Raw genomic sequence first — 11676 nt, forward strand, 5'->3', positions numbered from 1 at the left:
GGTCAGGTGCCGGGGCGCCGGCCGATCAACACCACCCGGGACCCCACCTTGCCCAGCTTCCAGTAGCGGACCGCGTCGGCGTGCAGCAGGTTCACGCAGCCGTGCGAGCCGATGGCCTTGTTGTGGAGGTACGTGGTGGTCTCGTGGAAGCCCATCCCCCGGGTGAAGTGCTGCCAGTACGGCAGCCAGACCTCGTACGGGTCGGACCATTCCTTGATGTTGCGGTAGTTGATGGTGAAGGTGCCGGCCGGCGTGCGGTAGCCGGGCATTCCCGTCCGGGTCACCGTCGGCTTGACGAGCACCTCCCCGTTGCGCATCACCCAGGTGGTCTGCCGGGTCAGGTCGATGCAGAAGGTGGTGCCGGCGCCGGCCCCGCACCGGCTGGTGTCGGTGGTGGCCAGACGCTTCGCCACGTCGTACGTGGTGGGGCCGGCCCGGCCGTGGGCCGGGCGGATGTCGTACCGCTTCTGGAACTTCTTGATCGCGGCGCAGTCGGCGGCGGACTGGCGGCCGTCCACGCTGATCGTGCCGAACCCGCCCAGCCGGGCCAGGTACGCCTCCACCTCGCGCTGGCGCTCCCCCTGCGGGCAGCCCGCGGCGGGGGCCGAGCTGCTCGGCTTCGCCGCGGGGCGGGTCGGCTTCAGCGTGCTCCGGGTGGGCTTCGCGGCCGGGGTGGACGGTGGCCCGGTGGGCCGGACCCGCTGGTCCGGCCCGGGCGTACCGCTCGCCCCCGTTACCTGCTCCGCGGCACCGACCGGGACGGCTCCCCCGCCGCCACCTCCATCGGCCCCCCGGTCGAACGCGCACGCGCCGGCACCGACCAACGTGACCAGCGCCAGGGCGACGATGCGGACCCCGAACCGGACATGCATCATGAGACCTCCCCTGGCAGGCCGCTCTTCTGCTAGACGTCCCAGACGGCGCCACGGTTGCATCCCGTCGGCACTTTTCTCCGTCTGCGCGACATGCGTGCAACACTGGATGGTCGGCCAGGCGGCGGTTGAGCTGCGGGCCGGCATCCCCGAGGCGGAGGAGAGGCGCTGGCGTGAGCGGTGGACCCCTGATCGTGCAGTCGGACAAGACCCTGCTGCTGGAGATCGACCACCCCGACGCGCAGGCCTGCCGGATGGCCATCGCGCCCTTCGCCGAGCTGGAGCGTTCGCCCGAGCACGTGCACACCTACCGGCTGACCCCGCTGGGGCTGTGGAACGCCCGGGCCGCCGGGCACGACGCGGAGGGCGTCGTCGACGCACTGATCACGTACTCCCGCTACCCGGTGCCGCACGCGCTGCTGGTCGACGTGGCCGAGACGATGGACCGGTACGGCCGGCTCCAGCTCGCCAACGACCCGGCGCACGGGCTGGTGCTGCGCGCGCTGGACCGGGTGGTGCTGGTCGAGGTCGCCAAGAGCAAGAAGCTCGCCGGGATGCTCGGCGCGAAGATCGACGACGACACCGTCGCGGTGCACCCGTCCGAGCGGGGCCGGCTCAAGCAGGCGCTGCTGAAGCTCGGCTGGCCGGCCGAGGACCTGGCCGGGTACGTCGACGGCGAGGCGCACCCGATCGAGCTGGCCGAGGCCGGCAAGGACGGCGGGAAGCCGTGGACGCTGCGGTCGTACCAGCGGGAGGCGGTCGAGGCGTTCTGGGCCGGCGGGTCGGGTGTGGTGGTGCTCCCGTGCGGCGCCGGTAAGACCCTCGTGGGCGCGGCGGCGATGGCGGAGGCGAAGGCGACCACGCTGATCCTGGTCACCAACACGGTGGCCGGCCGGCAGTGGAAGCGGGAGCTGATCGCCCGCACCTCGCTGACCGAGGAGGAGATCGGCGAGTACTCCGGCGAGCGCAAGGAGATCCGCCCGGTCACCATCGCCACGTACCAGGTGCTCACCTCGCGCCGTAAGGGCGCCTTCACCCACCTGGACCTGTTCGGCGCCCGCGACTGGGGTCTGGTCGTCTACGACGAGGTGCACCTGCTGCCCGCGCCGATCTTCCGGTTCACCGCGGACCTCCAGGCCCGCCGCCGGCTCGGCCTGACCGCCACCCTGGTCCGCGAGGACGGCCGGGAGGGCGACGTGTTCAGCCTGATCGGCCCGAAGCGGTACGACGCGCCGTGGAAGGACATCGAGTCGCAGGGCTGGATCGCCCCGGCCGAGTGCACCGAGGTCCGGGTGACACTGACCGACGCGGAGCGGATGGCGTACGCGACGGCGGAGGCGGAGGAGCGCTACCGGATGGCGGCGACCGCCCGCACCAAGCTGCCCGTGGTCAAGGCGCTGGTCGACCGCCACCCGGGCGAGCAGATCCTGGTGATCGGCGGGTACATCGACCAGCTGCACCAGCTCGGCGAATACCTGGACGCGCCGATCGTGCAGGGCTCGACCACCAACAAGGAGCGGGAGCGGCTGTTCGACGCGTTCCGCTCCGGCGAGGTGCGCACCCTGGTCATCTCGAAGGTCGGCAACTTCTCCATCGACCTGCCCGAAGCAGCTGTGGCGATCCAGGTCTCCGGCACGTTCGGCTCCCGGCAGGAGGAGGCGCAGCGGCTCGGCCGGGTGCTCCGCCCGAAGGCCGACGGCCGGCAGGCGCACTTCTACACGGTCGTCTCCCGGGACACCATCGACACCGAGTACGCCGCCCACCGGCAGCGCTTCCTCGCGGAGCAGGGGTACGCGTACACCATCGTCGACGCCGACGACGTCCTCGGCCCGAAGCTCCCGACGATCGATTGAATGGGGCCCCTCGGCTCCTGGGCTTGAGGTGAAAGGGGGGCGTCGTTGATGAAGTACACCGCCAGATGCGTACGCTCGGGCGACTGGTGGGCGATCAGCGTGCCGGAGATCAAGGGCGTGTTCTCCCAGGCTCGTCGTCTCGACCAGGTCGAAGAGATGGCACGTGAAGCTATCGCCCTCATGCTCGACGTCGACCCGCACAGCTTCGACGTCGACGTACAGCCTGACCTGCCGCAAGAGGTGACCCGCGCCCGCAAGGCCCGCAGCGCCCTGCGCAAGGCCGAAGAGTCCGCCGAGGAGGCGACTGTCACCGCCGCACGCGCACTACTCGCAAAGGGCTACACGGTCCGCGATGCGGGCGCGCTCCTTGGCATCTCCCCGCAGCGCGTGTCGCAGCTTGCACCGCAGAAGGCCGCAGCCGGTGATGCCCGCAAGATCAGGAAGGGCGGAAAGGCCAGGCTCAAGCAGGACCACGGGACCGTCGCCGCTTGATGCGACGATCTCCGGCACCGAAACGCCCTGCCCGGCAGGCGCACTTCTACACGGTCGTCTCCCGGGACACCATCGACACCGAGCACGCCGCCCACCGGCAGCGCTTCCTCGCCGAGCAGGGGTACGCGTACACCATCGTCGACGCCGACGACGTCCTCGGCCCGAAGCTCCCGAGCGTCGACCGACCCGCGTTGGTCAGGCAGCCCTGAGCTTTCGCAGGACGTACTGGTTGAGGCTCATGCCATCCTCGGCGGCCTGGATGGCGAGCTCGCGATGCAGGCTCTCTCCGACGCGGAGGTTGAACTTGCCGGAGTAGCTGCGCTCAGCGAACGGCTGCGGCACGGGCTCGCCCTGCTCCTCCATGTCCGCGATCACTTCACGCAGCAGGTCCTGGAGCCCTTGCAGAGCCTCGATCTGAGAGGACGCCAGCCACGAGAGAGACGGGAACTCGGCGCAGGTGGCGACGAACTCGTTGTCCTGGGCGGACCACGTAACGCGGTAGGTGTAGTGGGACACCTCAGGATGGGGATCGGTCTGCATCACATGGCCTCCTTCTTGTCGATCGCCTTGAGCACTTGCCGCACCTGGTATGCCTTGGCCTTGCCCTTGTCGTTCTGGATGTTGACGCGTGGGTCGCCCGCCCAGGGCATCTTGAACACCGCATGGGAGGTGCCGGCTTGCCGCGGCTTCCCGAAGTAGTGCTCGCACACTCCGTAGAGATCGTTGTAGGCGATGTTCTGTTGGTTCTTCCGCATCGCTGCAACGAGCTTGTCTATGGAGGGCACACGGCTAATGGTACTGCCGGCAGTACCATAGCTGCAACGCTTCACCCGGCTCGGGCTGACCGCGACGCTGGTCCGCGAGGACGGCCGGGAGGGCGACGTGTTCAGCCTGATCGGCCCGAAGCGGTACGACGCGCCGTGGAAGGACATCGAGTCGCAGGGCTGGATCGCCCCGGCCGAGTGCACCGAGGTCCGGGTGACACTGACCGACGCGGAGCGGATGGCGTACGCGACGGCGGAGGCGGAGGAGCGCTACCGGATGGCGGCGACCGCCCGCACCAAGCTCCCGGTGGTCAAGGCCCTGGTCGACCGGCACCCGGGCGAACAATCGGCGAATACCTGAACGCCCCGATCATGCAGGGCTCCACCACGAAAGGCGGCTGATCGACGCGTTCCGCTCCGGCGAGCTGCGCACCCTCGTCATCTCCAAGGTCGGCAACTTCTCCATCGACCTGCCCGAGGCGGCGGTGGCGATTCAGGTGTCGGGAACGTTCGGGTCGCGGCAGGAGGAGGCGCAGCGGCTCGGGCGGGTGCTGCGGCCGAAGGCCGACGGGCGGCAGGCGCACTTCTACACGGTGGTCTCCGGGGCACGATCGATACCGAGTACGCGGCGCACCGGCAGCGGTTCTTGGCTGAGCAGGGGTACGCGTACATCATCGTGGACGCCAACGACATCTTCGGGCCGAAGCGCCCGGCATGGTGCGGGCACGCGCTTACAAGTTGCACGCCTCTAGGGCAGGAAGCTGATCATTCGGGTGGCGGCCGGCGGCCAGCGCGGGTCAGCGCCGGCCGGCCTCCGCGACGAATACGCCGCGGCCTGGCCGGCCGACCAGCACACCCTGCTGCCGTAGCCTCGCCACCGCCCGACTGATCGTGGACTGCGAGACGTCGTACTCATCTGCCAGCGCCCGCCCGGATGGCAGCTGAGAACCGGGCGGATACGTCCCGTTCTTGATCTTTCCTAGGAGATCGTCGAGCAGCTCGTCCATTGTGGGCGGAATAGGCACGTCAGGCCCCTTGCAGTCGGTTGGCCCGCCCAGTATCGATCAACTGCTGCGGAACAGGCAACGCACGTAGCACGGGTGACATAGGTGGGTAGATGACTCGGAGACATGCTTGACATAGGTGACTCGATGGCAATAGCGTCGCTCTCGGTGATGCGGTGCCGCTGCGGTCGGTTGGCGCCTCTCGTACCGGTTTCGCATCGCCGCCGAGACCTCACCCTCCGCGCTCCCCCGGCGCGGCCCTGCTGCCGTACCGCCGATCGAGGCTGCGGTGGCAGGGCGGGGTGGCCTCCGCCGACCGCAACCGGCGGAGGCCGCCCCCTCCATTTCGACGCGATCCGACGAAGGGCGGTCACCGTGCGCAACCTGATCCGTCGGCTGAGGGGCCGACACGAGGAACGACGTCCGATGAGAGATGTCCGCCCGCCACAAGGGATCCGGCCCTGGCAGATCCGCGACCGGTGCTTCAACGTCCGCCGTCGCGGCCTCGACCCGGTCGAGATCCGCGCCTTCCTGCATCAGGTGGCCGACGAACTCACCGTCGCGCAGACCGCCCTGGCCTCGGTGCGGGAAGAGAACGTACGGATCAAGAACGCCCTGCGCGCGTGGCAGAGCGCCCAGTCGGCGAACCACCGCTACCGGTGACCGACCGCTGGGTGATCCACCTGCCGGTCACCGCGCCCGACCTGCACCGCGCGCAGATCTTCGCCCGGACCGCCGCGCGGTTGCTGGCCCGGCTCAGCACCCGGGTCGAGCCGGGCGGGGTGACCGTCTCGGCCGAGGACCAGCAGGGCGTACGCCACTGGGTCTTCTGCGACCGGCCGCTGCCCGGCGGCGCGCGGTGTGCCCTGCCGTCCGACGACACCGCGCCCTGCTCGCGGCGCGCGCCCTGGCTCGACCGCCGATGAGGACGGGCGGGTTGGCGGATGTCCTGCCAGGCACGCCCGGCCCACAAAGGAAAGGGGGTGACGGGCCGCTCACCGCGACCCGTCAACCCCAGCAAGGCTTGGTTACTTGACGCCACCGGCGCGGAACGCCACCCAGGCGTCGCTCATCCGGTCCGCCTGTCCGGCGGTGAACATGTTCATGCAGGAGTCCTGCGTGTAGTCCATGAAGTTGTGGATCGGGTCCAGCCCGGGTGCGGTGCAGGTGTCCGCGCCCACCGGGCAGTTGAACTGCGGCGCCGCCTCCCGCGGAGTGTCCGCGACGAAGTCGCCGGAAGCGGAACACCCGTGCGCGAACGTGTGCTCCAGCATCAGCCAGTGCCCGACCTCGTGCGTCAGCGTGTCACCGAGGGCGTACTTGCCCGCCGTTCCGCCCGGCATCGACTCGTCGAGGATCACCACGCCGTCGATGTAGTCCCGACCGTTGTTGTAACCCTTCGGGAAGTACGCCCAGCCGAGCAGACCTCCGCCGATGTTCGCCGCGTACACGTTCAGGGTGCGGGCGTCGCCGGTGTACAGCGCCTTCTTCATGTCCCGCTCGTTCTTCCCCGGCACGACGGTGTACCAGTCGCTGTTCGTCGTCCACGTGGTGTCGACGAGCTCGAACCGGAACGGCGTGTCGGAGGCGTCCGGCGCGGTGCGGCCCGCGAAGGAGTCGTTGAGCACCTCCATCTGGTCCGCGATCATGGTGTTCCACCTGGCCGTCTCGGCCGCGGTGAGCGGGTGGTCGGAGATCATGTGGAAGACCGTCGGCACGGTGACGCTGCCGTTGGCCAGGCGCGGCGCATCCTTGATCACGCCGTAGGCGTTCGCCTCGTTCTTCGAGTACAACTCCGGCTCTTTGGCGGTGGCGCCCTCCGCCACCCGGGCCACGCTGTGCTCGTCGGCACCCGGCTCACACGCCTCGACACCCGGGGAGACGGTCACGGGTGCTGCCGCTACCGCGCCGTAGGCGCCACCGGACGCCAGGAACGTCGCGGCGGTGGCGGTGAGGAATGCCAGTCGGAAGGTCGGTCTCCTGTGCATCGGTGCACCTTTCAGGGGATGGATGCCGGTGCGGAAACGACGCGGGGTTTGCCATGACCAGGTCAGGGCGTCGTCTTCCCGGTATGAGACCACGTCGGTGACGCCGACAACAGACCTGGGGATTGTGCGCTGCCAGCGGGTCACGTGTCGCCCTGCGCCCGCCCGGGTCCGTCGCCGAGCACGTGGCCGGACCGGTCAGGAATCGAGAAGCACCCGGCACCGGGCCGCACCTAGCGTGGCCGCCATGGACATCCCACCCGGCAGGTCGCCGGGGCCTGGGGTTGCTCGTCGTATGAGGAGGTCGCGTTGAACGCGAACAAGTGGGTTCGGCAGATCCACCGCTGGCTGGCCATTGCCTTCACGGTGACCGTCATCGTCACTTTTATCGCCTTGGCACAGGAGAACCCTGTCGTCTGGGTGTCCTACGTGCCGCTGCTCCCGCTCGCCCTGCTCCTGTTCACCGGCCTGTACCTGTTCGCGCTGCCGTACGCCGCCAAGTGGCGCCGTGGACGAACCGTCGCTGGCGGGAGGTGAGTGTGCTGACGGACCGCTTCACCGACTCGTCCGGGTTCGCCGCCTGCACCGGCACCGACGGGAGACCTCTGACCGGAGGTGCCCGCGACCGTCGGGCCGCGGGCACCTCGTCGCCGTACGGGAAACCACCAACCGGTCAGGGGTCGTCCCTGGTACGGGACTACTTCTTGACCATGACAACGTCGATCGGGCGCTTCACCGTCACCGTGACGCCGTAGTCGAAGAGTTCGAGCTTCGAGGTGATGGTCCCCTTGTCGAGCCGGCCCTTCGCCGTCGTCTGCCACCTGACGGTGAGCGCCACCTCCGCGATCCGGCCGTCGCGGTCGAGCGTGACGTCACCGATCGTCGTGCTCGACCCCTTCTCCTGCTCCGTGGTGTACGTGAAGTGCAGCGTGCCGTCCGGATTCTCGGTGATGGTCGCGTTCGCGCTCTTCAACGCCTTGAACAGGGCCGCCGGGTCGGGTGCGGCGGCACCCAGGACTCCGCTGCCGTCGTCGTGGAGGGACAGCCGATCGTACTTGCCCGGGTATTGACCGTAGCGGCCGTACGTCTCGCCCGGGCCCTTGTCGGCCGGCAGCTTGCCCAGCGGCGGCTCCCCGCCGACGTACCTGATGCCGTTGATCAGGAGCTCGGTCATGACCGAATCGTCCTGCGGCGCGCGGACGTACCCGGTGGCGGTCTTCGGGTCGAACGCACCCTCGTACGTCAGGCCGCCCGGCCCCGAGTAGGTCAGCCGCATCCGGTAACTGATGTTCTCGCTGGCGGTGACGGCCGAGACCAGCTCCATCGCCGGCGAGACCGTCCCCGGCTGCGACGGCCCCTCGGCGGTGACGCCCGGACGGCCCGACGTCGGCGTCGTCGCCACGGTCGCCGCCGAGGCGACGCCCAGCGCCAGCAGCGCGCACGTCGCACTGACCAGCGTGGTCGTCCGGCGCCGGCGTGCCCGCCGACCACGATCCAGCAGCGCATTCACCGGGGGTACGGACTCCGGTTCGCCGTCGACGATGTCGTGCAGCCGGTGGGCGAGCTGCTCATCAAGCATGTTCATGACTGGTCACCTGCTTACCGCGTAGGAGGGTTCATCGAGAAGGTGGCGAAGCTTGTCCAGTGCCCGGGCGTTCTGGCTCTTGACCGTGCCCAGCGAACAGCCCAGCACCTGGGCGACCTCGCGCTCGGTCAGGTCCTCGTAGTGGCGGAGCACCACGACCGCACGCTGCTTCGCCGGTAGCGACATCAGCGCCCGGCGCAGGACGACGGCGTCCGGGCCGACGTCGCCCGGGGCGGCCCGGTCGGGGACGTCCGCGACGAGACTCTCGCGGCGACGCCGTCGCCAGCCGGACGTGTGGTTGTTGACCAGGGCGCGACGAAGGTAGGCGTGCGGGTCGTCCAGCCGCGACAGCCGCCGCCACCGCTCGTACACCTTGACCAGGCTGTCCTGGAGCAGTTCCTCGGCCCGCCACCGGTCGCCGGTCAGCAGCATGGCCAGCCGGATATGTCGCTGCCAGGCCACCTCGACGAACGCGACGTACGACCGGTCCGCCGCGGACAGTGGCTGCGTTTTGTCGGTCACGCCCCTAACACGTGCCCGTGGCGCAGAAGGTTGTCTGGGATCGCGGGATCACCGGATTCGCTCCCTGGGAGGTCCGGCCCAGGTTGGCGCGGATCAGCAGACGCGCCGGCGGCCGAGCGCGAGCAGCCGCTGAAGTGGCTGCTCACGCTCGGCCGCGTAGACCAGGGGCCGGTCGCCGGCCCGCAGGTTGAGCTGGGCGGGCCTCAGCTGGTGACGATCCGCAGGCCGTACGCGGTGAGCGCCTCGTTGACCGGCTGGAAGTACGTCTCGCCGCCGTCGGTGCAGTCACCGGAGCCGCCGGAGGTCATGCCCTGGGCCTGCCCGGTGCCGGTGATGAACGAGCCGCCGGAGTCACCGGGCTCGGCGCACGCGTCGGTCTGCGTGAGCCCGCCTACCGCGCCGCCGTTGATGTAGATGACGGTCCGGTTCTTGGCCTTGATGGTGCCGCAGTGCCAACCCGTGGTCGACCCGGACCGGCACACCGACGCCCCGATCGGCGCCTCGGTGGATCCCTTGACCGCGATGTCGCCACCGCCGTACCTGTTCACCGTGCCGGCCAGGGTCCACGCCGCACTGGTCACGTCGACCTTTCCATAGTCACCGAACAGGCTGAACGTGCTGCCGCCGAGGCTGCCCATCTGCTCGTCGTTGTAGCCGTAGGCCGGGCCGGCCCCCTGCGTGCAGTGCCCGGCGGTGACGAAGTGCCTACTGCCACCGCTGCCAGTCGCGCTGAACCCGACCGAGCATCGCCAGGCCAGGGTGGTCCAGGCATCACCGCCGCGTACGTTGTACAACGCCCTCGGTGAGGAGGTCACCTCGGCGACCCGCACAGCCGGACCCAGCGCCCGCAGCCGGTCGAGGTACGCGCTGGTCTCCCGGGTCGCCGCTGCCCGGTTCACCTCCACCACGACCCGGTTGCGGTAGACGTCGACGTACCAGCCGGTCACGCCGGCAGGCGCGTCGGTTTCGTCCAACATGGACTTGATCCCGTCCAGCTCTCGCTGGGAGTAGCGCGCTTCGGTGGCTTCCGCGCCGGCAGCCCGCACCACAGCCGTCATGGCCGGATCGGTGACGCCCACCACCAGCTTGCCGGTCGACGGATCGAAGTGCGCGCCGCCAAATGCCGCGCCGAGTGTGTCACGCAGCCTGCTCTCGATGGCCGAGGCGTGGTCCTGCTGGGCGAACCGGGCCTCCGCCTGTCGCGGGCTGAGGCCAAGGTCGCGCTCCACCGCGACGTTGAAGGGGATGTCGGCCGAGGCGGGCGGCCCGACAACCATGGACGCGCCAACGATGAGTAGGGCCACGCCGGACAAGCGAAGCGCTCGGGTCTTTGTCATCTGCTCTCCCTCTGATTTGCCGGCGCGGGGGATGCGCTCGATCGCTCAGCAGCTGGTTGGCGGATTGAGACCTGGTCGTTCGGGGGATGACGCAGTGCAATCACTCTATGTCCCCTGTTATAGGACATCAATCCTTGTACATGCATCACTTGGGATCGAATGCTGGGCCGACTCCTCGGGACACGCCCTCGGCACGCTCGGGGCCGAGTCAAGCCCGCCGCTCTATCAGGCCACCGTCGGCGACGCTCACGAGCGGCGGCGCAGGTAGCGGGCGCGGCGGCCGGCGTCGCGGAAGCCGAGTCGCCGGTACAGCCCGGCGGCCGGGTTGTCGTCGTTCACGCAGAGCCACGCCTCCCGGGCGCCGTCGGCGGACAGCGACCGCAGCGCCGTGGCCACCAGGTACGCCCCGACCCGCCGACCCCGCCAGTCGGGCACAACGCCCACCTGGTCGACCCAGTTGTCGATGACGTTGAGGAAGCCGACGGGGACGCCGTCCGTCGCGCGGGCGATCAGGGACAGCTCCGGCCGGTACCCGTCGTCGTCCCGCAACTCGGCCAACCACTCCTCGGCCGCCGGTTCCACGAAGCCGGGCCGGTCCGCGAAGGACGCCCGGTACGTGGCGAACAGCTCGGGACCCGCCGCCCAGGTCACCGGTGCGGTGCGGATCCCGTCCGGTTGGGCCGCGTCGGGGAGCGCGTCCAGGTCGTGCCGCAGCACCCACTCCAGGAAGATCCGTGCGAAGCCGCGTGCCGTGAACAGCTTCTCGCCGCCGAGGCTCCAGGACTCGGTCGTCATCAGCAGGTCGGCGTCGCCGGCTTGCTCGCCCGCCCAGCTCAACAGCCGGCTGCCCAGACCCCGCCCGCGCCAGTCCGGATGCACCAGGCCGGTGCCGGTGGCCGGTACGCGACCGGCGCCGACGCTGACGGCCGCAACCAGGCCGCCCCCGTGCCAGGCACCGAGCGTACGGTTCTGGAGCAGCCGCGCCCGCAGCAGCGGCGGACGGGCAAACAGCGGCAACCCACCGTCGGCGGCCAGACACGCCTCGGCCAGCTCGGTCAGCGCCGCAAGGTGGTCCTCGCCGAACTCTTTCCAGGTGAGGTCGTCCACGCCCACGTCTGTCCGGTCCACCATGATCCTTCGTCGCACTTGTCCGGTGGCCCAGTAGGCCGCTCCAGCGCTGGCAACGTCAAGCGGATTCAACCAGGTGTCCAAGATCCTGACGGCAGGCTGGCCGGTCAGCGGGCGGACGCTGCTGTTCGCCC

The 11676-nt window shown here is 69.8% G+C and carries 14 protein-coding genes and 2 pseudogenes; 7 read left to right on the top strand and 9 right to left on the bottom strand.

The window, feature by feature from the left end:
• Window positions 1-2: 2 nt before the first annotated feature.
• Window positions 3-875 (bottom strand): L,D-transpeptidase family protein, encoded by an 873-nt coding sequence (locus C1I99_RS00530; RefSeq protein ID WP_111132177.1) that lies wholly within the window; start codon window positions 873-875, stop codon window positions 3-5.
• Between the two features lie 170 nt (window positions 876-1045).
• Here C1I99_RS00530 and C1I99_RS00535 point away from each other — a divergent pair, with 170 nt between their 5' ends.
• The 3 genes and pseudogenes from C1I99_RS00535 to C1I99_RS00545 form a co-directional block, all read left to right on the top strand.
• Window positions 1046-2725, top strand: a complete 1680-nt coding sequence (locus tag C1I99_RS00535; protein WP_111132178.1) for a DNA repair helicase XPB — start codon at window positions 1046-1048, stop codon at window positions 2723-2725.
• A 48-nt stretch (window positions 2726-2773) separates the two neighbouring features.
• A complete protein-coding gene (locus tag C1I99_RS00540) occupies window positions 2774-3217 on the top strand; it encodes a type II toxin-antitoxin system HicB family antitoxin (RefSeq protein WP_111132179.1) in 444 nt (147 codons plus the stop codon).
• Window positions 3169-3426, top strand: a pseudogene (locus tag C1I99_RS00545) (hypothetical protein); the annotation flags it as partial. The gene C1I99_RS00540 and the pseudogene C1I99_RS00545, both read left to right, overlap by 49 nt.
• Here the strand turns inward: C1I99_RS00545 and C1I99_RS00550 are convergent.
• On the bottom strand, window positions 3413-3757 hold the full coding sequence (locus tag C1I99_RS00550) for a type II toxin-antitoxin system HicB family antitoxin (protein ID WP_111132233.1): 345 nt from the start codon (window positions 3755-3757) through the stop codon (window positions 3413-3415). The pseudogene C1I99_RS00545 and the gene C1I99_RS00550 sit on opposite strands and share 14 nt — an antisense overlap.
• A complete protein-coding gene (locus C1I99_RS00555) occupies window positions 3757-4002 on the bottom strand; it encodes a toxin HicA (RefSeq protein WP_233512232.1) in 246 nt (81 codons plus the stop codon). The genes C1I99_RS00550 and C1I99_RS00555 overlap by 1 nt, the downstream gene beginning before the upstream one ends.
• 31 nt (window positions 4003-4033) lie before the next feature.
• Here C1I99_RS00555 and C1I99_RS00560 point away from each other — a divergent pair.
• A pseudogene (locus C1I99_RS00560) lies at window positions 4034-4696 on the top strand (helicase-related protein); the annotation flags it as partial.
• An 82-nt stretch (window positions 4697-4778) separates the two neighbouring features.
• Here C1I99_RS00560 and C1I99_RS00565 read toward each other — a convergent pair.
• Entirely contained in the window at window positions 4779-4988 is a 210-nt protein-coding gene (locus tag C1I99_RS00565) for a winged helix-turn-helix domain-containing protein (RefSeq protein WP_111132181.1), read from the bottom strand.
• A 423-nt stretch (window positions 4989-5411) separates the two neighbouring features.
• On the opposite strand from C1I99_RS00565, the gene C1I99_RS00570 reads away from it, so the two are divergent.
• Complete coding sequence (locus C1I99_RS00570; RefSeq protein ID WP_111132182.1) at window positions 5412-5648, top strand: DivIVA domain-containing protein; 237 nt, start codon at window positions 5412-5414, stop codon at window positions 5646-5648.
• On the top strand, window positions 5645-5911 hold the full coding sequence (locus C1I99_RS00575; protein WP_111132183.1) for a hypothetical protein: 267 nt from the start codon (window positions 5645-5647) through the stop codon (window positions 5909-5911). The genes C1I99_RS00570 and C1I99_RS00575 overlap by 4 nt, the downstream gene beginning before the upstream one ends.
• Window positions 5912-6013: 102 nt before the next feature.
• On the opposite strand, the gene C1I99_RS00580 is transcribed toward C1I99_RS00575, so the two are convergent.
• On the bottom strand, window positions 6014-6973 hold the full coding sequence (locus C1I99_RS00580) for a zinc metalloprotease (RefSeq protein ID WP_111132184.1): 960 nt from the start codon (window positions 6971-6973) through the stop codon (window positions 6014-6016).
• 306 nt (window positions 6974-7279) lie between these two features.
• Here C1I99_RS00580 and C1I99_RS00585 point away from each other — a divergent pair, with 306 nt between their 5' ends.
• Entirely contained in the window at window positions 7280-7507 is a 228-nt protein-coding gene (locus C1I99_RS00585) for a hypothetical protein (RefSeq protein ID WP_111132185.1), read from the top strand.
• Window positions 7508-7667: 160 nt separating this feature from the next.
• Here the strand turns inward: C1I99_RS00585 and C1I99_RS00590 are convergent, their stop codons facing one another.
• From C1I99_RS00590 to C1I99_RS00605, 4 genes are all read right to left on the bottom strand, one after another.
• Entirely contained in the window at window positions 7668-8555 is an 888-nt protein-coding gene (locus C1I99_RS00590) for a hypothetical protein (protein ID WP_111132186.1), read from the bottom strand.
• 6 nt (window positions 8556-8561) lie between these two features.
• Window positions 8562-9077, bottom strand: a complete 516-nt coding sequence (locus C1I99_RS00595) for a SigE family RNA polymerase sigma factor (protein ID WP_233512233.1) — start codon at window positions 9075-9077, stop codon at window positions 8562-8564.
• A 203-nt stretch (window positions 9078-9280) separates the two neighbouring features.
• Window positions 9281-10414 carry a S1 family peptidase gene (locus tag C1I99_RS00600; RefSeq protein WP_111132187.1) on the bottom strand — a complete coding sequence of 378 codons (1134 nt, stop codon included), beginning with the start codon at window positions 10412-10414 and terminating at the stop codon, window positions 9281-9283.
• Window positions 10415-10660: 246 nt separating this feature from the next.
• Window positions 10661-11545 carry a GNAT family N-acetyltransferase gene (locus C1I99_RS00605; protein WP_111132188.1) on the bottom strand — a complete coding sequence of 295 codons (885 nt, stop codon included), beginning with the start codon at window positions 11543-11545 and terminating at the stop codon, window positions 10661-10663.
• Window positions 11546-11676: the final 131 nt, after the last annotated feature.

The organism is Micromonospora deserti (assembly GCF_003236335.1).
GTDB classification, from domain to species: Bacteria; Actinomycetota; Actinomycetes; order Mycobacteriales; family Micromonosporaceae; genus Micromonospora; species Micromonospora deserti.